This window comes from Glutamicibacter sp. NPDC087673, from assembly GCF_044743255.1.
GTDB lineage: Bacteria > Actinomycetota > Actinomycetes > Actinomycetales > Micrococcaceae > Glutamicibacter.
Genome location: NZ_JBIUWB010000003.1, coordinates 434033 through 454571 on the forward strand (window position 1 = coordinate 434033; position 20539 = coordinate 454571).

The 20539-nt window shown below is 64.1% G+C and carries 20 protein-coding genes and 1 tRNA gene; 5 read left to right on the forward strand and 16 right to left on the reverse strand.

Translation table 11 applies throughout. The features are described 5' to 3' along the window. Positions 1-13 precede the first annotated feature (13 nt). A complete protein-coding gene (locus ACIOTL_RS09595; protein WP_105661405.1) occupies positions 14-1696 on the forward strand; it encodes an ABC-F family ATP-binding cassette domain-containing protein in 1683 nt (560 codons plus the stop codon). Here the strand turns inward: ACIOTL_RS09595 and ACIOTL_RS09600 are convergent. Further along, entirely contained in the window at positions 1693-2313 is a 621-nt protein-coding gene (locus ACIOTL_RS09600; RefSeq protein WP_400342424.1) for an AmiS/UreI family transporter, read from the reverse strand. The genes ACIOTL_RS09595 and ACIOTL_RS09600 overlap by 4 nt on opposite strands. A 99-nt stretch (positions 2314-2412) precedes the next feature. Further along, positions 2413-4137: an FAD-binding protein gene (locus ACIOTL_RS09605; protein ID WP_400342425.1), complete on the reverse strand. Its 1725-nt coding sequence runs from the start codon at positions 4135-4137 to the stop codon at positions 2413-2415. Positions 4138-4215: 78 nt separating this feature from the next. Here ACIOTL_RS09605 and ACIOTL_RS09610 point away from each other — a divergent pair, with 78 nt between their 5' ends. Beyond that, positions 4216-5136: a LysR family transcriptional regulator gene (locus ACIOTL_RS09610; RefSeq protein WP_400342426.1), complete on the forward strand. Its 921-nt coding sequence runs from the start codon at positions 4216-4218 to the stop codon at positions 5134-5136. Here ACIOTL_RS09610 and ACIOTL_RS09615 read toward each other — a convergent pair. The 4 genes from ACIOTL_RS09615 to ACIOTL_RS09630 form a co-directional block, all read right to left on the reverse strand. Next, positions 5120-5746 carry a pentapeptide repeat-containing protein gene (locus ACIOTL_RS09615; protein ID WP_400342427.1) on the reverse strand — a complete coding sequence of 209 codons (627 nt, stop codon included), beginning with the start codon at positions 5744-5746 and terminating at the stop codon, positions 5120-5122. The genes ACIOTL_RS09610 and ACIOTL_RS09615 overlap by 17 nt on opposite strands. A 9-nt stretch (positions 5747-5755) precedes the next feature. Beyond that, the gene (locus tag ACIOTL_RS09620) at positions 5756-6727 is read right to left on the reverse strand and encodes an epimerase (protein ID WP_400342428.1); all 972 of its coding nucleotides are present in this window, start codon (positions 6725-6727) and stop codon (positions 5756-5758) included. Positions 6728-6764: 37 nt separating this feature from the next. Continuing rightward, the gene (locus tag ACIOTL_RS09625) at positions 6765-7640 is read right to left on the reverse strand and encodes a VOC family protein (RefSeq protein ID WP_400342429.1); all 876 of its coding nucleotides are present in this window, start codon (positions 7638-7640) and stop codon (positions 6765-6767) included. A gap of 75 nt (positions 7641-7715) precedes the next feature. Further along, positions 7716-8564 (reverse strand): SDR family NAD(P)-dependent oxidoreductase, encoded by an 849-nt coding sequence (locus tag ACIOTL_RS09630; RefSeq protein WP_400342430.1) that lies wholly within the window; start codon positions 8562-8564, stop codon positions 7716-7718. Positions 8565-8699: 135 nt separating this feature from the next. On the opposite strand from ACIOTL_RS09630, the gene ACIOTL_RS09635 reads away from it, so the two are divergent. From ACIOTL_RS09635 to ACIOTL_RS09645, 3 genes are all read left to right on the forward strand, one after another. Then, positions 8700-9206, forward strand: coding sequence for an Lrp/AsnC family transcriptional regulator (locus ACIOTL_RS09635; RefSeq protein WP_400342431.1), 507 nt, complete (start codon positions 8700-8702; stop codon positions 9204-9206). 209 nt (positions 9207-9415) lie between these two features. Continuing rightward, the gene (gene hisC, locus ACIOTL_RS09640) at positions 9416-10477 is read left to right on the forward strand and encodes a histidinol-phosphate transaminase (protein WP_105661417.1); all 1062 of its coding nucleotides are present in this window, start codon (positions 9416-9418) and stop codon (positions 10475-10477) included. Continuing rightward, positions 10474-11850: an amino acid permease gene (locus tag ACIOTL_RS09645; protein WP_400342432.1), complete on the forward strand. Its 1377-nt coding sequence runs from the start codon at positions 10474-10476 to the stop codon at positions 11848-11850. The genes hisC and ACIOTL_RS09645 overlap by 4 nt, the downstream gene beginning before the upstream one ends. Before the next feature lie 33 nt (positions 11851-11883). On the opposite strand, the gene ACIOTL_RS09650 is transcribed toward ACIOTL_RS09645, so the two are convergent. From ACIOTL_RS09650 to ACIOTL_RS09695, 10 genes are all read right to left on the reverse strand, one after another. Continuing rightward, the gene (locus ACIOTL_RS09650) at positions 11884-12558 is read right to left on the reverse strand and encodes a DNA alkylation repair protein (RefSeq protein WP_400342433.1); all 675 of its coding nucleotides are present in this window, start codon (positions 12556-12558) and stop codon (positions 11884-11886) included. Between the two features lie 14 nt (positions 12559-12572). Next, positions 12573-13232, reverse strand: a complete 660-nt coding sequence (locus tag ACIOTL_RS09655; protein WP_400342434.1) for a GyrI-like domain-containing protein — start codon at positions 13230-13232, stop codon at positions 12573-12575. Next, a complete protein-coding gene (locus ACIOTL_RS09660; protein WP_400342435.1) occupies positions 13214-14233 on the reverse strand; it encodes a magnesium and cobalt transport protein CorA in 1020 nt (339 codons plus the stop codon). The genes ACIOTL_RS09655 and ACIOTL_RS09660 overlap by 19 nt, the downstream gene beginning before the upstream one ends. A gap of 179 nt (positions 14234-14412) precedes the next feature. Continuing rightward, complete coding sequence (locus ACIOTL_RS09665) at positions 14413-16149, reverse strand: DUF222 domain-containing protein (protein WP_400342436.1); 1737 nt, start codon at positions 16147-16149, stop codon at positions 14413-14415. Between the two features lie 111 nt (positions 16150-16260). Continuing rightward, a tRNA-Ala gene (locus ACIOTL_RS09670) sits at positions 16261-16333 on the reverse strand. Positions 16334-16405: 72 nt separating this feature from the next. Next, positions 16406-16786, reverse strand: coding sequence for a ribosome silencing factor (rsfS, locus tag ACIOTL_RS09675; protein WP_105658500.1), 381 nt, complete (start codon positions 16784-16786; stop codon positions 16406-16408). Positions 16787-16843: 57 nt separating this feature from the next. Then, complete coding sequence (locus ACIOTL_RS09680; RefSeq protein WP_400342437.1) at positions 16844-18226, reverse strand: hypothetical protein; 1383 nt, start codon at positions 18224-18226, stop codon at positions 16844-16846. Positions 18227-18308: 82 nt separating this feature from the next. Further along, complete coding sequence (nadD, locus tag ACIOTL_RS09685; protein ID WP_105658499.1) at positions 18309-18914, reverse strand: nicotinate-nucleotide adenylyltransferase; 606 nt, start codon at positions 18912-18914, stop codon at positions 18309-18311. 2 nt (positions 18915-18916) lie between these two features. Continuing rightward, positions 18917-19129 carry a hypothetical protein gene (locus tag ACIOTL_RS09690; protein WP_105658498.1) on the reverse strand — a complete coding sequence of 71 codons (213 nt, stop codon included), beginning with the start codon at positions 19127-19129 and terminating at the stop codon, positions 18917-18919. Between the two features lie 118 nt (positions 19130-19247). Further along, a complete protein-coding gene (locus ACIOTL_RS09695) occupies positions 19248-20534 on the reverse strand; it encodes a glutamate-5-semialdehyde dehydrogenase (RefSeq protein WP_400342485.1) in 1287 nt (428 codons plus the stop codon). Positions 20535-20539: the final 5 nt, after the last annotated feature.

A 20539-nucleotide genomic window follows, 5' to 3' on the forward strand; every position in this document is an offset into this window, starting at 1 on the left:
ATAGGATTGCCAGGTGGCCCATATAGACGTGACAGACATCCAGTATTTCCTTTCCGACGGCACCCAGCTTCTGGGCGGCGCGGCCTTCAAGGTCACCGCCGGCTCCAAGACCGCGCTGATCGGACCCAACGGCACCGGCAAGACAACCCTGTTCAAGATCATCGCAGGAGACCTGAAGGCCGACGAAGGCTCCATCAACCGCACCGGCACCCTGGGCATCATGCGCCAGTTCGTCGGGCAGGTGCGCGACGACTCCACGGTGAAGGACCTGCTGCTGTCCACCGCCGCACCGGCTTTGGCCCAGGCCGCCGCCAAGGTCGCCGAGTACGAGGCCAAAATGCTCACCAGCGAGGACGAGAAAGTCCACATGCGCTACGCCGAGGCGATCATCGAGTGGGGCGACGCCGGCGGCTACGAGCTGGAAACCACCTGGGACAAGGTCTGCATGGCCGCCTTGGGCATCGGGTTCGACAAGGCCGGGGACCGGCTGGCGCGCACCCTGTCCGGCGGCGAGCAGAAGCGCCTGGTCCTCGAAGCGCTCTTCGAAGGCAACGACGAACTGCTGCTGCTCGACGAGCCGGATAACTACCTTGACGTGCCCGGCAAGCGCTGGCTGGAAGAGATCATGTCCCGCTCCAACAAGACCGTGCTGTTCATCAGCCACGACCGCGAGCTGCTGGACAACGCCGCCACCCGCATCGTGACCCTGGAACCGGGCCACGGCGGGGCCACCGCCTGGGTGCACGGCGGCGCGTTCGGCTCCTATGTGGAAGCCCGCAAGGAGCGCAACGAGCGCTTCGAGGAGCTGCGCAAGCGCTGGGACGAGGAGCACGCCAAGCTCAAGGAACTGGTCAACATGTACAAGACCAAGGCCGCGTTCCGCTCCGACATGGCCAACCGCTACCAGGCGGCCACCACCCGGCTGGAGAAGTTCCTGGAGGCCGGCCCGCCGCAGGCGATCCCGCTGGAGCAGAACGTGCAGATGCGGCTGAAGGGCGGGCGCACCGCCAAGCGCGCGGTCGTGGCCGAAAAGCTCGAGCTGACCGGGCTGATGAAGCCCTTCAATACCGAAATCTGGTTCGGCGACCGGGTGGGCGTGCTGGGTTCGAACGGCTCGGGCAAGTCGCACTTCCTGCGCCTGCTGGCCTCCGGCGGATCCGACCCGGAGCGCGAGCACCTGCCGGTCTCCGATGTGGTGATCGCCCCGGTGGCGCATGCCGGCACGGTGAAGCTGGGAGCGCGCATCCGCCCGGGCTACTTCGCCCAGACCCACAGCCGCCCGGACCTGTTTGGCCGCACCCTGCTCGAAATCCTGCACCGCGGCGACGAGCACCGCTCCGGAATGCCGCGCGAGGCGGCGGCCGGAGCGCTGGATGGCTACGGGCTGGCAGCGCAGTCCGAGCAGAAGTTCGAATCGCTCTCCGGGGGCCAGCAGGCGCGCTTCCAGATCCTGCTGCTGCAGCTCTCGGGGGCAACCCTGCTGCTGCTCGATGAGCCCACCGACAACCTGGACCTGCACTCGGGCGAAGCCCTGGAGCGTGCCATCGACGCGTTCGAGGGCACCGTGCTGGCGGTGACCCACGACCGCTGGTTCGCCCGCGGCTTCGACCGTTTCCTGGTCTTCGGCTCCGACGGCACCGTCTACGAGTCCGACGAGCCGGTCTGGGACGAGGCCCGGGTGCAGCGCAAGCGCTAGGCTGCCTCCTGCATGGAGCGCCAGGTGCTGCGGGCTTTCCAGCAGCTGAATCCGGCGGCCGCGGCCAGCACGCAGAGGGCGGCCCAACCCGCAGCTGGCGACGTGGACCACCGCTCGTTCTGCGCGAACAGCGCGGGGATGGTGCTGCTCGGGATGCCGGCGCTGAGCATCAACCATGCGGTGGCCACGGGCACCTGGACCGGGCCGAGCCGGCGCAGCCCCAGCCCGTCGGAGAGGAACAGGCCCAGCCACATCAGCGCCCAGGCCAGCCAGATGACCGCGAACAGCGGGTCCGGGCCGATGGACAGCACGCTCTTGTAGAGCGCGATCGCGGCTACGAACGCGCTGAACCAGCCCAGCGCGGCCGGGTCGAAACCGAATAGGGTGTTGAACCCGACCAGCAGATAGGTCATCCCGAACAGGTAGCTGGGCCAGGTGGCATTGACCAGTGCGATGTCGCTGCCTGCCTGGCTGAGTATCAAGGTCGGCAACATGATCTGCAGCGCGCCGACCATCAGGTTGAGCACCGCCGCCGAACGGGCCGGAATCCGGCCCAGCCCCACCAGCGCATTCACGCTCAGAATCAGTCCTACGAATACGAGCCCCACATGGGCCATCTCATCCTCCACTCGCGAAGGGCACCCACGCCTAGCCGGTCGCCCACTGAGCTCAGTTTCAGCGGAGCCGCCGGGCCTTGGCAAGTTCGCACCGGTTCATTACTCCACGAGCTTGCCTGCCTGCGATACCTCGGTGATCAGCGCGGCCACTTCCGCAGGCACTTCGGGGATCGGCTCACGGGTGATGCCCTCAGGCGACCAGATGAGGTTCACCTGCAGCTGCGGATCGGTGTGCGGATAGTCGCTGCGGTTATGGCAGCCGCGGGTTTCCCGGCGCTCCAGCGCCGACTCCAAGGTGGCGCGCGCGGCCAGAGCCGAGGACTTCAGGTCGAAGGCGTGGCACAGGTCCTGGTAGCCGGCGATGTCCGGGTGGATGCCCACCCGCGCCATCCGCGCTTCGACCTCTGCCAGTTTCTCCAGCCCCAGCTTCAGCCCCGCCTCCTCGCGCACGACTCCGGCGTGCTGGGTCATGATGTCGCGGATCGCCCGCTGCAGGGACCGGACATTTTCCTGCCCATCGGCGGCCAGCAGCCGGTCCACTTCCCCGCGCGCCTTCTCGATGGCCGCCTGCGAACGCGGCTGGGAAGTGAGCGCACGCGAATACCGGGCAGCTCCCTGCCCGACGATCCGGCCGAAGACCAGCAGCTCGATCAGCGAGTTGCCGCCCAGCCGGTTGGCCCCGTGCAGGCCCGAGGAGGCTTCGCCGATCGCGTACAGGCCCGGTACTTCGGTTTCGTGGGTGAGCGGGTCCACCTGCACCCCGCCCATGGAATAGTGCGCCGTCGGGGCGATCTCGATCTTCTGCTCGGTAATGTCCAGCATCTGCTCCTCGAGCAGCGTCTGGTAGACCCGGGGCAGCCGTTCCATGATGGTGGCCCGGGGCAGGTGCGAGACATCCAGCCAGACCCCGCCCTTGGCGGTGCCGCGCCCGGCGGCGATCTCGGTGTAGGCGGCCAGGGCGACCCGGTCGCGGGTGGACAATTCCATGCGCTGGGGATCGTAGCGCTCCATGAAGCGTTCGCCCAGGGCGTTGGTCAGGATCCCGCCTTCGCCGCGGGCCGCCTCGGAGACCAGGGTCCCGGCCACCGATTCGGGTTCGATGATGCCCGAGGGGTGGAATTGTACGAGCTCGGCATCGCGCAGCCGGGCACCGGCCTCCACGGCCAGGCGGAAGGCGTCTCCGGTGTTCTCGTCGCGCCGCGAGCTGCTGCGCCGCCAGATGCGGGTGTGGCCGCCGGCGGCCAGGATGACCGCGTCGGCATGGATCAGGTACCCGGTGCCGTCGTTGACGTCGAAGCCGTAGGCGCCGAAGATCCGCCCCTCGGCGACCAGCAGCTCGGTGATATAGACCGAGTCCAGGATCGGGACCTGCAGCTGCTGCGCACGGCGGACCAGGGTGCGCTGGATTTCCAGCCCGGTGTAGTCCCCGGCGAAGGCGGTGCGCCGGAATTTGTGGGCGCCGAAGAAGCGCTGGGAGATCCGGCCGTCGGTTTCGCGGGCGAAGTTCATGCCGTAGCGTTCCAGGTCCTCGATGCCGCGGGCCGCGCCTTGGGCGACCACCTGCACGGTGCGCGGATCGGCCAGGTAGTAGCTTTCCTTGATGGTGTCCGCCGCGTGCTGCTGCCAGCTGTCCTCGGCGTCCATCGTGCCCAGTGCGGCGTTGATGCCGCCGGCGGCCAGCGCGGTGTGCGCGTCGTGGCGCGGGCGCTTGCCCACGGCCAGCACGTCGGTGCCCGATTCTGCCAGCTCAATGGCCGCGCGCAGGCCTGAACCGCCGGTGCCGATGACCAGTACGGAGGTGGATATCTGCTGTTCGTTTCTCATGGTTTCCAGCATCGCCCCGCACCCAGAATACGTCCAATGAATTATTGGCATGATGTTGATAGCAGTAGGCTATGCACCATGAACCTAGAGCAATTGCGCGGCTTCACCGCCATCGCCGAAGTGGGGCACTTCACCCGGGCCGTCGAGCAGCTGCACCTGGCCCAGCCATCGCTCAGCCGGCAGATCGCCACGCTGGAACAGGAACTGGGCTCCGAGCTGTTCCACCGGGCCCGCGGCAACATCACGCTCACCGCCGCCGGGCAGGCCTTGCTGCCCCGGGCGCGCCGGATGCTGGCCGACGAGGAGTCCATCCGCACCGAAATGGCCGACCTGGCCGGGCTGCATCGCGGGCGGGTGCGCCTGGGTGCCCCGCCTACCCTGTGCGTGTCGCTGGTCGCCGAGGCGCTGTCCATCTTCCGCACCCGCTACCCCGGGGTGCAACTGCAGATTTTCGAAGCGGGCTCGCACAAGCTGCTGGAGCAGCTGGACGGCGGCGCACTGGATCTGGCGCTCATCGTGACCTCGGAGCATGCGGTGAACGACAACCATCTGGAGAACCTGCCGCTGCTCGAAGAGGAATTGGTGGTCATCGACGCACTGGAGCACCCGCACCTAGCTGGCCAGGAGCTTGATTTGCGCGCGTTGGCTCCGGTGCCCCAGCTGGCCTTCTCGCACAGCTACGATCTGCGCGCCAGCACCGCCCTGGCCTACAAGGATGCCGGCCTGGTGCCCAATATCGTCGTGGAAGGCGGAGAGATGGACGCGGTGCTGCGCTTCGTGCAGCGCGGACTCGGAGTCGCCGTGGTTCCGGCGACGGTGGCGCTGGACGCTCCGGGAGTGCGCTCCATTGCCTTGCGCGAACCGCTGGCCCGCACCATCGGGCTGGCGCACCGGCGCGATGTCTCATTGACCCGCGCCGCCGCGGCCATGGCGCAACTGCTGGCCGAAACCGCGCAGCAGCTGGCCGCCGGCCACGGGCAAATCAACTCCCTAGCTTGATCCCGAGGTGGCTGGCCATCGCCTCGGCGAGCAGGCTCAGCTGCAGCGCACTGATCCGTGCCCCGCGCAACCCGTCGACCCCCTCAACCTGGGCGAAGTCCAGCCCCTGCAGGTCGACCTCGCGCAATTGCGCCCCGGCGGCGGTAATTTGCTCGGCCCGCGAATCGACGAAGCCCAGGCGCTGGATCTGCCCGCCCAGGTCGATCTCCTCGAATTGGCAATTGACGAAGAGCACATCGCGCACCGTTGCACCGCGCAAATTCAGCCAGCCGAATTTGCAATTCTCGAACACCACGCCATCGAGCTGGGCCTCGGCGAAATCCGCGGAACCGAAGCGGCTGTGGTTCACCCGCACATCATTGAGGAACGCACCCGCGGCTTGCAGGGCGGGAGCCCCGGATTGGTCCAGTTCGCACTGGATCAGCCGGGCATTGCGCAAGGCCTCGATCTGCACGGAGCTGAAACGGCATTCCTCCAGCCGCGCGCCATCGGCCGCCAGCGGCTCATCGAAATCCCTGAAGTGCAGCAGTTCAACGTAGTCGTCGCCCAGATCCCCGCGGTAGCCAAGGGCCAGTTCGGGCAGGGTGAAGCGGCGGATTCTCGGTGCCAATGCGCGTCCTTAAAGTGCTTGTTTCGCAGCCAAGTTCCCGGCCACGTCATCCAGCGCCGCATCCAGGTGCGGCCAGCGGAACTCGTACCCGGTCCCCTGCAGCACCCCGGGCAGCGCCCAGCGGGACTTGAGCAGCATTTCCGGTTCCACGCGCAGCACGAACATGGCCGGCTCCAGCATCCAACGATACGCGGGCAGCCCGAATTTCGCGCCGGTGGCGCGGCGCAGCGAGGCCATCAACGCCCGGTTGGCAACCGGGTTCGGCGAGCTGAGGTTGACCGGGCCGGTGATTTCGGGATGGTCGATGATATGCCCGATCGCGCCGATCGCATCATCCACGTGGATCCAGCTGAAGCGCTGGTTCCCGCGCGTGCGGTGCCAGCCGCTGCGCTCGGCTCCGCTCGGATCCGGGCCGATGCCGCGGTAGCGCCGATGCGCCGGCCACCAGCTATCATGCTGCGCCCCGCCCAGCCCGAGCCGTGCAACGGCAAGCAGCTTGCGCGTGGCCGGGCCGTCGCCGAGCACGATGGCCATGCGCAGGGCGACCCGGCGCGTGGGCAGCTCGCCGCGGAAGAACTCGCGTTCCCAGTTGCGCGCCACATCCACCGAGAACCCTTCGCCGAGCCGGCCGTCCTCGGTGTTCGGCGCATCCATGCTGTGCCGGTAGATGGTCGCGGTGGACGCGTTCAGCCACAGCGCCGGCGGGTCAGCCGCTTGGGACACTGCCTCGTGCAGCGAGCGGGTCGTGTCCACGCGCGAGGCGAGGATCTCGTTGCGCGCCGCCTCGTGATAGCGGCAGCCGACATTCTTCCCGGCCAGATTGACCAGCAGTTCTGCACCATCGATCAGTGCCGCCAGCGCCGGGCCATCGCCCCACTGCGCATCCGCTGTACGGCCGCGGCCGATGACCGCCACTTGGTATCCAGCTCCGCGCAGCTGCGCGATCAGCCGTTCGCCAATGAACCCGCTGGCTCCTGCCACTACCGCCCGCCGTGCAGCGCTATGCCTCGTTCCCCGCTCAGAAGTCGTTGATCACCAGTTTCTTCATCTTCAGCATATGCTCGAAAGCTCCGGGACGCTCCATCAGCTCGCCCATGTTCGAGGGCACGATCTGCCAGCTCACCCCGAATTTGTCGGTCAGCCAGCCGCAGGCCTCGGCTTCAGGCACCGCGGACAGCGCCTCCCAGACGCGGTCGATCTCCGACTGGCCATCGCATGGCCATTCCAGCGAGACGCCGGGAGTGAAGGTGAAGTCCTGCGGCACGGCCGAATCCATGGCCGCAACGCAATCCTCGCCGAGCGTGAATTGGGCGTACATCAGCGCTTCGGCGGTAGCGGCTTCGGTCGGCTCCCCGTACGGGAAGGCGCTGTCCAGTTTCGCGCCGAGCACCTGGCTGTAGTACTCGATGGCCTCGACCGCGCGGTTCTGGGCCGCACCGCCGAACATCAGCGCAGGAAAGACCGAGGCGCGCGGCTCAACGGGCTCATCGGACTCCATCAGCTGCCAGGAGACACCGTACTTGTCGTTCACCCAGCCGTAGCGCGCGCTGAACGGGTAGGTGTCCAGCGGCATCAGCGCCGTGCCGCCCTCCAGCAGCGCGGCCCAGGTGGCATCGAGGGACTCGCGCTGGCCGGCGTTGAAGACCACGATGATCGAGATCGCCGGATTGGGCATGAATTCCTGGCCCGCGTTGATCAGCGTGATCTTGGTTCCCCGCACCCACAGCGAAACGGTCAGCGCCTTGCCGGCGAAGGGTTCCTGGAATTCCAGCAGGCCCTCGGTGGGATAGCGCGATTCGACTTCGGTTTTTGCCTCCGGCAGGGCGCGGGCATAGAATTCCCCCGCTTCCTCTGCAGTGCCTTGCATCCATAAATTGACGGTGAGCTTTTGCATGACGGTCCTCCTAGCTGGGCGATGCTCCAAAGCTACCCCGCAGGGCCCTCCAGCAACAGATGGGCCAGCGAACTTTCAGCCCCGATTCATCTGCTCGTCCCGCGTTGTTCGCCCGGTGAACTCGTCCATCGAGCGGTATACGCCGATAACCTTGCCGGCCACGAAATCCCAGGCCGGTCGCGGCAGCACGCCGCGCAGCAGCTGGCCCAGCTTGCTGGTCCACGGCATCAGCACCAGCGGCGTGCCGGCAAGCATCGCCCGCCACGCCCGGTCCACCACGACTTCCGGCTCCAGGATCGGGGTCAGCAGCATCGGCTTGGCGCCCGCGAACATGCCGGTGCTGATATAGGTCGGGCAAATGGTGCTCACGGCGATCTGGTCGTTGCCTTCCAGCTCCAGCCGCAGCGAATCGCTGAAGGACAGGGCCGCGGCCTTGGAGGCCGCGTAGACGCTCATATTCGGGTTGGACACCAGCGCGGCCGCCGAGGCGATGGTCAGCACCCGGCCCTTGCCCCGTCGGCCCAGCTGCGGAAGCAGGGCGTGGGTCAAGTACATCGGGGCGAGCGCGTTCACCTGCATGGCCGCGGTGATCTGCGCGGTGCTGTGCTTCGCGAAGGAGGTGCCGGTGACCACCCCGGCGTTGTTGACCAGCACGTCGATTCCCCCGCCCTCCACCGCCGTGGCGGCGTAGCGCTGGATTTGGCCCTGGTCGGCAAGGTCCACCACATGGGTCTCGACAGTGCCGCCGAGCTGGCGCAGCTCCTCGGCAGCCGCGACGAGCTTGGCCGCGTCGATGTCCCAGATGACCACCCGTGCCGCGCCCTCGAGGCAAGCCTGCCTGGCGAAAAGCAAACCCATGCCCTGCGCGGCCCCGGTGACAAGGACGTGCAAACCGGCTACCGACTGGAGAGTTGTCTTGCCCATCAATGAACTCCTTGAGGATCAGTATGGCAACAGCCTAGCCTGTGGCGTGGATTACACTTGGCTCATTTTCATCGAGCGCGCCCAGCAAACACCGCTAGCCTTGGATCATTGGACCGACTCGTCGAAAGGACGACCGTGCGCATTGACCGCCTGGACGCGGATTTGATCGAACTGCTCACCGAATCGCCGATGCTTCCGGTGATGGAGTGCGCCCGGCGCTTGGGTGTTGCCCGCGGCACGATCAGCAGCCGGCTGGCCCGGCTCCACGAGGCCGGCGTCATCCAGGGCATCGTCCCGCGGGTCAAGCCTGCGGGGTTCGGGTACACGCTGGTCGCGTTCTGCCAGGTGGAGATCATCCAGCGCTATGGGCACGATCCGGTCGCGAGCGCATTGGAGGAATCCATCCCGGAAATCCTCGACATGTACACCGTGACCGGCAGTTCGGACTTGCAGCTGCGCGTTGTGGCCCGGACCCCAGAGGACCTGCAGGCGATTTTCAACCGCATCAACAAGGTGCCGGGTGTGGCAAGGACCTCATCCTCCTTCGCCCTGCACGAGCATTTCCAGGGAAGGACACTGCCACTGGTCGCAGCGTGCGCTAGGGCCGAGGCAGAAGTGGAAAAGACTGGGCAGATTGACTAGTAAAATGGGTTGATTGGCGGCGATTGCTATGCAGCCTGCATAGAAACAGGGGTTGCGATTGCGCCGGCAGATTCATTCAACCTACAGTCGATGCTTGTGAATCGCGACACGCGAGGATATGAGCAGGGCCACCGCTGACCACGCACCACGGCTTTGTCATACGAACGATTGCCAACCTCGTGCAGCTCTGGCAGTCAGAGAGGAAACTCATGACCCTTCACCAGCGCCCCTCCTTGCAGGAAGTGCCCGCTTACAAGCAGGGCAAGCCCGCAGCCGCTGGAGCCTCCAAGCTCTCATCCAACGAATCCCCGCATAGCCCGCTGCCCTCGGTGCTGTCCAGCATCCAGGAGGGCCTGGCCACGATCCACCGCTACCCGAGCATCGCGGCGCCCGAATTGACCGGCGCCCTCAGCTCGCAGTTCGGCGTCCCGGCGGAGCACATCACCCTGGGCGCGGGCTCGGTCGAGGTCGCGGCCCAGATCATCCATGCCGTTGCCGCCGAGGGCGACGAAGTCATCTACGCGTGGCGCTCCTTCGAGGCGTATCCTTCGCTGGTGCGGATCGCCGGCGCCACCCCGGTCGAGGTGCCCCTGGATGCCGATAGCCGCCACGATCTGCCCGCCATGCTGGCCGCGATCACCGATAAGACCCGATTGGTCTTCATCTGCAACCCGAACAACCCGACCGGCACGGTGGTGGAGGCCCGCGCGCTGGATGAGTTCATCAATGCCGTGCCGCGCAACGTGCTGGTCGTCGTCGACGAAGCCTACGTGCACTTCGACCGCTCGGCCGTGCGGGCCGATGGCATCGAGCTGTTCCGCAAGTACCCGCATGTGGCCGTGCTGCACACCTTCTCCAAGGCCTACGGCCTGGCTGGCCTGCGCGTCGGGTACGCCATCAGCCCGCTGGAAGTTGCCGGGAACCTGCGCAAGGTGGCCGTGCCATTTGGCGTCTCCGACTTGGCACAGCGCGCGGCGGTGGCCTCGCTGGCCGCCATCGGCGAGCTGTCGCTGCGCATCGAGGAAGTCGTCACCCAGCGCGAGCGGATGTACGAGGGCCTGGCCGCTGCCGGGTACCCGGTCGTGAAGTCGCAGGCGAACTTCGTCTGGGTGGATGCCGGAGAGGCGACCGAAGAGCTTGAAGCCAAGCTCGCCGCCGGCGGTGTGGTGGTTCGCGCCTTCCCCGGAGACGGGTTGAGGATTTCCTCCGGTACCGCACACGACGTCGATCGCGTGCTCGCGGCCCTGCCCGTCCAGGAGGCCACCGCGTGAGCGCAGTCAAAGCCCCCGAGCAGCTGCATACCGGGCTGACCCGGCGCCAGATCTCCATGATGGGCCTGGGCGGCGCGATCGGCGCTGGCCTGTTCGTCGGCTCCGGCCAGGCCATTTCCATCGCTGGTCCGGCAGTGCTGGTCTCCTACCTGATCGCTGGAACCGTGATCATCGTGATCATGGCCATGCTCGCGGAGATGGTGGCCGCCAATCCGTCCTCCGGTGCGTTCTCCACCTTCGCTGGCCAAGCCATGGGGCGCAGCGCAGGGTCCACCCTGGGCTGGCTCTACTGGATCCAGCTGGTCGTGGTGATCGCGGCCGAGGCAACCGGGGCCGCGGCCATTACCGCCGGCTGGGTTCCGGCCTTCCCGCAGTGGGCATGGGTGCTCAGCTTCGTGGTGATCCTCACCGGGGCGAATCTGCTCGGCGTGCGCAACTACGGCCGTTTCGAATACTGGTTCGCCGTAATCAAGGTGGCGGCAATCATCGCCTTCCTGGCCTTCGGCGCACTGGTACTGGCGGGCGTGATTCCCACCCCTGAACCGGTGGGCTTCGCCAACCTGGCCGCCCATGGCGGCTTCGCCCCCGGAGGCATGGCCGGCATCGCCGCCGCAGTCCTGATCGTCATCTTCTCCTTCGGCGGTACCGAAGTGGTGTCCATTGCGGCCGCCGAGTCCAAGGACCCGGCCGGCAACATCAAGCGCGTGGTCAAGTCCGTGATGATGCGTATCCTGTTCTTCTACCTCGGCTCGATCCTGGTCATTGTCGCCCTGGTTCCCTGGAATGATCCGGCGATCGTGGACGGCCCATTTGCGGCCGCACTGGATGTCATGCACATTCCAGGCGTGGGCTTCTTGATGAACGCCGTGGTCGTGGTTGCCTTGCTTTCGGCGATGAACGCGAATATCTACGGTTCCTCGCGCATGCTGTACTCGCTGGGCCAGCGCAAGCTCGCCCCGAACGCCGTCACCCACGTGACCGGCAAGGGCGTGCCGTCGAAGGCCGTGATCGCCTCCGTGGCCTTCTCCTTCCTGGCCGTGGGCCTGAACTGGATCTGGCCCGAGGCTGTGATGCCGATCTTGCTGAACGTGGTGGGTTCGACCATCATCTTCATCTGGTCGTTCATTGCCGTGACGCAGCTAATCCTGCGTCGCCGCGCGGACCGCGATGGCGGGCATCTGCCGTTGCGGCTGTGGGGTTTCCCGGGCCTGTCGATCGCTACGATCATCGTCCTTGCGGCGATTGTCGCCATCGCAATGACTGATCCCGCGGCGCGCACCCAGCTGCTGCTCACCGGCGGGCTGACCGCCGTGATCTGGGTGATCTCCAAGATCGCGCTGCGCGATAAGCGCGAGGAACCGGCGGACGCCTAGCTCCCGGAAGCCTAGGTCCAGCGATTGCTGGACCTAGGCTTTTCTTTTGGCCATTTCGGTGATCCAGATGGGAGCGAATGGTGAAATGCACCCGGCGGAGGTCGGGTAGTCCGCCAGCACCTGCAAGGTCTCGCCGATGGCCAGGGCACGTCGGCGCAAATGCTCATGCTCGATGCCGATGTGCGCCAGGGTCGTATTCATCGCCCACTGCAGGCGATCCGGTGCGGCGCTCATTCGGGCTTCGATCGTGTCAAGCAGCTGTTCCAGGTCCAGCAGTTCCGGGGCCTTGACTACCTGGTGGGCAGTCAGCTCCCAGCCGGCAGCCAGCTGTACCGGGTCGTTCTGGCTCATGAGCAGCAGGCGGAGCTCCTCGAGCAGCTTGGATTTCTTGACGATGTAGCTCAGGAACCATGCTTGGACCTTGGGAGTGCTGGCGCCTTGGCTCCAGACCTCCAGCTGTTCCAAGGTAAAGCTCCGTGGTTTGGCGATCAGCAGCGCGACCAGCCGGGTTGCGGTTTCGCCGGTGGCCCAGAGTTCCTCGGCAAGCTCCTGGTTGCTCTTCAACGACTTGGCCAAGGCGCGGAGCTTGCCCAGATTCACGCCGAAATCATCGCCGTGCTTCTCATTGACCGCGCGGTACCTGGGGTCTTCGAGCTCGGCCAGTGCCTGTTGCACTTGGGCAACTGTGCTCTGGGGTGTCAGTTCCATCTATTTTCCTCTCGCTAGTTGGACTCAACGGGTTGGCGCAGGATCGTACGAAGCTTGTCCGGTGCCACCTTGCGAGGGTCGCCTAGGTAGATCTCGTGGTGCTTGCCAGTCATGCGCAGTCCCTGGCCGGGTATGAATTCATGGTGCATCGTTGCCAGGATTTCGGCTTCTGCATCGTAGGGGCCAAGGTGCAGCGTCTGCACGCATTGGCCTTCAGCAAGCGACTGGAACCGGATGCGCCCAGGGCAAGGCAACGGCTTCTTCGCCTGGGCGGTTTCCAGAGCCCTCGCGTAGTCGTCTCCGTTGATCCACGCCGGGACCATCAGCATCATGGTCCAGCTCCACTGTTCCTTGTCTCTCCGTTCGGTAAAGACCGCCATGTCCTCGGCCCACCACAAGCCTTCCAGCGGCGGGACGACATAGTCCTTGCCCTGCGCCTTGCTCGCGAATTTGAGTTTGTAGGCCACCGGATACAAGGTTTGCAGGGCTTGCTGGTACAAGTTGCTGGTATTCGGGTCACCTGATCCATCGAACATCAGGTAGTGCATCGCTGGCACCTGCAGGACACGGAACTGCCCGGCCACGGACCGATAGCTGTCCAGCGATTTCTTGAAGTCGATTTTCGCCGTCAATGTCTCCCCTGGAATCTTTCCGCTCAGAACCACTTGCGCCATTTGAATACACCATATAGTGCGGCAGCAAATCCCAGCATGAGGCCGGCCGCAATCGGGTAGCCGAAGGTCCAATGCAGTTCTGGCATGTTCTCGAAGTTCATCCCGTAAATCGCTGCAATCAACGTCGGGGCGAAGAGGATCGCTGCCCAACCGGAAATCTTCTTCATGTCCTCGTTTTGGCGCTGGGCTACCAGGGTGGAATTGACGCTCAAGATCTGCGATAGCGCATCCCGGTATTCCACGGCTTGGGTATGCGCGCGGGTGAGGTGGTCAGTGACATCCTGCAGGTAGGTTTCCAGCTCGACGGGCACCGGGTACTTCTTGAACCCGTCGTCGAGCGATTGCACGACCTCCAGCAATGACGCGGTCGCATGCTGCATGTCGATCACTTCTTGGCTCAGGCGGTAGATGCGTTCGGTGACTGCGGCATCGCCACTGAAGACTTGCCGTTCGATCTGCTCCTTGTCGATCCCCAGGCCGTGGAGCACGGGGGCGTATCCATCAACAATCGCATCAAGTATCCGGTACAGCACTGCTTCGGCGCCCAACCGGAGCAGCTCCGGGTCTTTGAGCAGCACCTGGTCCTTGCGAAGCTTGCCGTTCCTGATTGACTCGACGAATTCCTCGCCGTCTGTGCCGTCGATCCACCGGTGGTCCTGGCAGAGCACCGCCACAGCGCCTTTGCGCATCAGGATGTGGAACTCGGACAGCTCGACTTCTTCGGATTCATCGAGGTACAACGCTGAGCGAACTACCAGCAGGAGCACCTCGCCGTAGCGTTCGAGTTTAGGCCGCTGGCGGGCGTGCACGAGGTCTTCGGCCAGCACTGGATGCAGTTCCCACGCCTCGGTGAGATCGTGGATGTCAGCTTCATCCGGTGTGGGATACAAGGACAAAGCAATGCGCTGATCACCAGTCTGGCCGAACGCCAGCGCATCGGCCGCGCTCGTGTCTTCCGGAGCGGATTCCACGTTGCCATCATCAATATAGCGAACAGCCATCGAGGTATGCGACGAATTCTGGGTACCGAAAAATGGTCGGGAATTCGCAGCCCGGCGTTGAACACGTGACATATTGCTCCTGAATGATCTTCGTTCATTCAAGTATCGCAACTCCGGCGAGAATATCGGCGCTGAAACGGTCCCCCGCTTGTCGGCTGCTGAATCTTGCTATGTGGATCTCAAGGTTCGACGATTTCTACGTCCAGCTCCCCCGCGCGCCACTTCGCCGTCGTTTCATCCGCCAACGCTTCAGCCTCCAATGCCTCTGCCGGAGTCATGAAATACGTATTGATCCGCAATTTCTGTTCCGGATCCAATTCTGGTGAAAGCAAAACCATCGGTCTCCTCTCCGGAATCTTCACCGCGTGGAACAACCCGCAATGCCGGGCAGTATGGTGTATCAGGCAATTCAACCCGGCAGACTTGATATCCGTTCGTCCACCCGTTTCCCACGCGTCCAGATGATCAATTTCGCACCGCTCTACGGGCATACTGCATCCAGGATAGGAGCAGCCCCGGTAGGCTGCCCGGATCGCACGGCGCTGGGACTTGGAATACAGCCGTTGCGTCCGGCCTAAATCGAGGGGCAGGCTCTTGCCATTGAGCACTACCGGATACACTCCGGCATTGCACAGCGCAGTTCTGACTTCACCAGCAGACAAGGACATCCCACTGCTGGTGACCGCGTAGTCTTGTGCTTGCTCTTGCATCTTGTCCCAATTCAGAATGATGCTCACCTGCGGTGCGACCAACCCAGCACGTTGACCCGGCGGGTCACTGGTGCTCGTCCTGTCACTCATCAGCATTGCCATGAATCCAACTAAACGACGTCGCTCGGGCTTCAAATCCTCCCATGGAGTGACTGCACCATTGGTAGCTGATTCAGTATTACGTTCTTCAGGATCCCCCGGCTGGCAACATTCTTCCTCGTCATCCGAGGTCTCCGAAAATTGTTCGTTGTTGTCTGCCGGCGGACTATCGTCTTCGGTTTCTTCGTCCGCCACCGGATCGTCTTTTGCCCAGTCCGGTTTGGACTCCGCATCGTCCCAACCGGAGTCCTGCTGACCCGTGAATTGAGCCTCGGCGTCTTTCAAGCCGTCCCTGTTCCCGGCCACGGTGGCAGGATTGTCCAGTTGCGCGAAGTAGGCCTCGATATACGCCGCCTGGGAGGGCAACACACGAAGCGTATACTCGATCAGTCCTTGGCGCATGCCCTTCTTGAAGATGCCAATGCGCTCCAGCAGAGCTTTCAGCGGGCGTTTGCCGGCTTTCACCTGAGCCACCAAGTCATTGATGTGCTTACGAGCCGATTTGGGTTCTGAGCGCAGGAAAGCGACTGATTCTGCTACCAATCGCGCTTTCTCCGCCTGGCCGGCTTCATCGTCGCCGAAATCATTACGTGCCGAATGCAGCTTCAAGGCCGTAGAAGCTACCAATCGCGGGTCCACATCCGGGGCTTCGAATTGCGCGGCTAGCTCCGGGAGCCACGGCTCCACCGGTTGCCCTGATTGATCGACACCACCTAGCAGGCAGTCGTCTTGGACTAGCCGAGTTCCTGCAGTGCCGCGCGGAATATTCAGCCAGTCGGTCATCATGCCTTTGGCGTCTTTGAAATGGGTGCGCCCGGTAGTGGCATGTCCTTCGGCGGCTTCAAGTTGTTCCAGCGTGGGATCGACACCAGCATCGCTGATCGCTTGGAAGGAGGCATGATCAAGTTTGTGTGCACCGGTGCGGCGTAGGGCATGAGCTGCGTGGATCTGTGCTCGACTGAGCTTTTGGTTGATTTCCTCGACATACAGCGCGAATATCGCAGCGTGGCCGGCCGGTACGTCGCCGGACAGGATCGAAGTAGCCAAGGCGATTAGCTTGCCCGCCTCGACCAGATTCGATAGTGCTTGCGTCGTCACTGTGCTCATGGGATACAGCATGCCGTGGGCATCGCGGGCACCGGCGGTGGGCAACACGGTTTGTGGAAAACAAAAAATCCTGAAATCTCGGACGAACCGAAATTTCAGGATTTTAATTTGTGGAGGTAAGGGGATTCGAACCCCTGACCTTCTGCATGCCATGCAGACGCGCTACCAACTGCGCCATACCCCCAAAAGTATTGCTGCCCTGATCAGGCAACTCCATAATCATAGATGACTACCTGATCAGGATGCAAATTGAGGGTTACTTCTGGTTTTCAGAAAGTTCCTCAGGCAGCTCGATGACTGGGCAGTCGGCCCACAGACGTTCGAGCGCGTAGAAGATGCGGTCTTCCTGGTGCTGAACGTGGACGACTACGTCGCCGTAGTCCAGCAGGACCCAGCGGCCCTGGCCGAAGCCTTCACGGCGAATCGGACGCATGCTGTACTCGTCGAGCACCTCAGCGACGATTTCGTCGACGATTGCGTTCACCTGAGGTTCTGATCCACCAGAGACAATCAAGAAAGCGTCGGTGACGCCCAAGCGGTCGGCAACGTCCAGCGCGACCATGTTTTCTGCCATCTTCTCGGAAGCCGCGTGCGCGGCAACCTTCACGAGGGCAATTGATTCTGCGTGTGCTCCCATAGAGTGGGGTGTCTCCTTATAGAGGTGTAGATCGAGAACCTAATTGTCCTACGAAAACTAGTTGCCAAGCAACATGATCAAGCCAGCAATCAATGCTGCACCGCCCACGCTGAGGGCGACGATCATCGCGATCAGCATGTTATTGGCGCGGCGGAGGCCGTGCGCCTGCACGTCAAGTGGCTGCAAGCCCTGTGCATTGACCGCATCGATGCGTGGCATGTCAACGTCCGGGGCCGGTTGGGCCGTATGGGTTTTAGCCTTCTGATCCGCCGGCGCCTTTGGCGCAGGCTTAGCGGCTGGTTTTGCAACTGGCTTGGCTGCAGGCTTGGCCGGTGCCTTGGCCGCAGGCTTGGCGGGGGCCTTCGCTGCGGGTTTGGGCGCCGGCTTGGCCATAGGCTTCTTGGCTGCTGGTGCCGCTTCGTCCTTCTTGGAGCTGAGCTTGCCGCCGGCGTTGAAGTCCAGCGAAACACTCTGGGTCTTGGGCCCTTGCACGCCGGTTTTGGCGATGCGGTCCTCGACCTCGCGAATGTTGCCCATGGCGCCGGTGAAAGGATCGGAGGCCTTGTCGTCCTTGCCCTGGTTGGCATTCTGGATGCGCAGGCGTTCACGTTCCGCGGCACGGCGGGAAATGATGGCCGCGCGGGCTGCCATTTCACGCTGGTGGGCGAGCACTTCGAGATCGATCTCGGAGTCGTCCTCCCCCAGCAGGTTTGGATCGACCGGGGTCTTCGGCGCGTGGGCACGGCGGGCGGCTAGCGCCTGCTCGACGCTCATGACCGTAGTCTCCGGGGCGTCTTCCTTGGGCGCAGGCTTCTTGGCGGCCGGGGCCTTCGGCTCGGCCTTGCCCTGGTCTGCCAGCGCCTGGAGGCGCAGTTGACGGCGGGTCAGCGGCTTGGGTTCCTCCGCGGGGGCGACCGTTGGAATATTAGTGGTCAGCGCGCCGACCTCTTCTTCCAGGCGACGACGCTCGCGCAAGGCCTCGCGGTCACGGGCACGACGCAACGACGCCCGTTCGCCCAGGGACTCTTCGGACTGTGGTGCGCTAGCTGGCTCAGCTGCAGGCTTTGCGCTGGGAGCCTTGGCTGGGGCTCCAGCAGGCTTGGCCGTTTCTGGCTTGGCACCTGCGGCCTTGGCGGCAGGCTTGGCCGGCTGCGGCTTGGCTGGAGCTGGTTTTGCCGGCTCTGGCTTGGGTGCAGGCTTGGCCGGCTGCGGCTTGGCTGGAGCTGGTTTTGCTGGCTCTGCCTTGGGTGCCGGCTTGGCCTTTGGGGTCGCGTCAGATTTCGCTGGCTTCGCCGAATCCTCGGCTTTTTCCGCGCTTTTCGACGCGTGCTCCTTGGCTGCCTGCTCGGCCTTGCTGTTGGCCAGCAAAGCTTCCATCTCAGCACGTCGTTTTTCGCGCAGAGCTCGCCTGCTTGAAACCGGCTGCGAGTTATCGCTCATCCTGATACTTCTCCCGACCGCATAGACAAATACCGTCACCCTTACCTAGAGATTATGCCGTGCTACCCCACCTTATGTGAGGTTACGACTCGGTATACAGCCCATATTTTGCAATGTACTGCACCACACCGTCCGGCACAAGATACCAAACCGGCTTGTCGGCGGCGACACGCTCCCGGCAATCGGTAGAGGAAATTGCCAGTGCCGGAATTTCCAATTGCGAGACATTGTCGCGACCCACATCCGCGATGACATAGCCAGGGCGGCTCACGCCGACGAAGTGGGCGAGGTCGAAGACCTGATCGATGTCGCGCCAGCTCATGATCTGGCTCATCGCGTCGGCACCGGTAATGAAGAAGAGCTCCGCATCCGGGCGCAGGGCGCGCAGATCGAGCAAGGTGTCACGCGTGTAGGTGGCGCCTTCGCGGTCGACGTCGACCCGGCTTACGGTGAAGCGCGGGTTCGACGCGGTGGCGATCACGGTCATCAGGTAGCGGTGCTCGGCGCTGGTGACCTGGCGATCGGCCTTCTGCCATGGCTGGCCGGTGGGCACGAAAACGACTTCATCCAGGCCGTATTCGGCGGCTACCTCGCTGGCAGCGACCAAGTGGCCATTGTGGATGGGGTCAAAAGTACCGCCCATCACGCCGAGGCGCAATGGGCGGTCTTGAGGCTTTTGCTCTGCCAAGACTAGTGGCTATGTGGTACGTGAGTCTTGAACTGGCGGTGGGTGTCCTCTGGTTCAGGCTTTGCCTCGTGGCGGTTGCCTACGTTGGTGTAGGAAACGGTAATCAGCAGCAAGACCATCAGTGCTGCGAAGATGCCACCACCGACGATCACAGCGAAAGTGTGAGGATCCATGCCGGTGGAAGCGGCTTCCGAAGCCAAAATCAGCGCGTTCAAGATAATTCTCCAGTCGTTTTCACGAGTTCGCTAAGCCAGCAACCTGGGCGGCTGGATCAGTAGCTCGAAAAGTAACGGTACGTTTCTTCTACATCGTACCGAAAAGGGCGGTCAGAAACTATTTGCGAATGTGCCCGTCGCCCTGGACGATCCACTTGGTCGTGGTCAGTTCGGCCAGGCCCATCGGGCCGCGAGCGTGCATCTTCTGGGTCGAGATGCCCACTTCTGCGCCCAGGCCCAGCTGCCCGCCGTCGGTGAACCGGGTCGAGGCGTTGACAATCACCGCGGCCGAGTCGATCTCCGCCACGAACTGCTCGGAAGCAGCCAGCGTGGAGGTGATGATCGCCTCGGTATGGCCGGTGGAGTAAGCGCGGATGTGCTCCAGGCCCTGATCCATGCCATCGACGACCTTCACCGCGATATCCAGGTCCAGGTACTCGTTGCGCCAGTCATCCTCCCCCGCCGGGATGGTCGGCAGCTGCGGAACCAGCGCGGCGGCACGGTCGTCCGTGTGCAATCTCACGCCGGCCGCAGCCAGGGCCTGCAGCACTGCCGGGGCCACAGCGGCATCCTTGTGGACCAGCAGCGTCTCCACGGTGTTGCAGACGCTGGGGCGGTGGGTTTTCGCGTTGAGCAGGATATCGACGGCCATTTCCTCGTCGGCGCTCGCGTCGAGGAAGATGTGCACATTGCCTTCGCCGGTTTCGATTACCGGGACCTTGGCGGTGGTGACCACGCGCTGGATCAGCTCGCGGCCGCCACGCGGGATGAGCACGTCGATCTTTCCGCGCGCGCCCATCATGGCGTCGGCACCGGCGCGGCCGAATTCGTCGACCGAGATCACGATGTCGCGGGGCAGGGAGACGGACTCCAGCGCGTCGCGGATCACCGCGACCAGCGCCTGGTTGGAGTTCAGCGCCGCCGAACCGCCACGCAGCAGCACCGCGTTGCCGCTCTTGAGCGCCAGGCCGGCGATGTCCACGGTGACGTTCGGTCGCGCTTCGTAGATGGTGCCGATGACGCCCAGCGGGACGTTGACCTGGCGCATGCGCAGGCCGTTGGGCAGGGTTTCCCCGCGCACCACGCGACCGACCGGGTCGGGCAGGCCAGCGAGTTCATGCAGCGCGGAAATCAGGCCGTCGATGCGCTTGCCATCGAGCTTCAACCGGTCCAGCAGGGCCTCGGAGGTGCCATTGGCGCGGCCGGCAGCCAGATCCTTCTCGTTGGCGCGCAGGATCATCGCACGGTTCTGGTCGATGCGCGAAGCCATGGCCGCGAGGGCGCGGTCCTTCCAGTCGCGGTTGGCGCGCTTGAGGATCCGTGCGGCGCGGCGTGCACGGTCGGCCAGCTGGTGGACCGAGGTGGTGACGTCGGTGGTCGTTTCTTCGGTGTTTACGGCATCCATACTCA

What these genes read in the sequence shown, in the direction of transcription:
- ACIOTL_RS09600 (WP_400342424.1), bottom strand. Translation starts at nt 2,313, where the DNA reads ATGGCCCATGTGGGGCTCGTATTCGTAGGACTGATTCTGAGCGTGAAT.
- ACIOTL_RS09605 (WP_400342425.1), bottom strand. Translation starts at nt 4,137, where the DNA reads ATGAGAAACGAACAGCAGATATCCACCTCCGTACTGGTCATCGGCACC.
- ACIOTL_RS09610 (WP_400342426.1), top strand. Translation starts at nt 4,216, where the DNA reads ATGAACCTAGAGCAATTGCGCGGCTTCACCGCCATCGCCGAAGTGGGG.
- ACIOTL_RS09625 (WP_400342429.1), bottom strand. Translation starts at nt 7,640, where the DNA reads ATGCAAAAGCTCACCGTCAATTTATGGATGCAAGGCACTGCAGAGGAA.
- ACIOTL_RS09630 (WP_400342430.1), bottom strand. Translation starts at nt 8,564, where the DNA reads ATGGGCAAGACAACTCTCCAGTCGGTAGCCGGTTTGCACGTCCTTGTC.
- hisC (WP_105661417.1), top strand. Translation starts at nt 9,416, where the DNA reads ATGACCCTTCACCAGCGCCCCTCCTTGCAGGAAGTGCCCGCTTACAAG.
- ACIOTL_RS09650 (WP_400342433.1), bottom strand. Translation starts at nt 12,558, where the DNA reads ATGGAACTGACACCCCAGAGCACAGTTGCCCAAGTGCAACAGGCACTG.
- ACIOTL_RS09655 (WP_400342434.1), bottom strand. Translation starts at nt 13,232, where the DNA reads ATGGCGCAAGTGGTTCTGAGCGGAAAGATTCCAGGGGAGACATTGACG.
- ACIOTL_RS09660 (WP_400342435.1), bottom strand. Translation starts at nt 14,233, where the DNA reads ATGGCTGTTCGCTATATTGATGATGGCAACGTGGAATCCGCTCCGGAA.
- ACIOTL_RS09665 (WP_400342436.1), bottom strand. Translation starts at nt 16,149, where the DNA reads ATGAGCACAGTGACGACGCAAGCACTATCGAATCTGGTCGAGGCGGGC.
- rsfS (WP_105658500.1), bottom strand. Translation starts at nt 16,786, where the DNA reads ATGGGAGCACACGCAGAATCAATTGCCCTCGTGAAGGTTGCCGCGCAC.
- ACIOTL_RS09680 (WP_400342437.1), bottom strand. Translation starts at nt 18,226, where the DNA reads ATGAGCGATAACTCGCAGCCGGTTTCAAGCAGGCGAGCTCTGCGCGAA.
- ACIOTL_RS09695 (WP_400342485.1), bottom strand. Translation starts at nt 20,534, where the DNA reads ATGGATGCCGTAAACACCGAAGAAACGACCACCGACGTCACCACCTCG.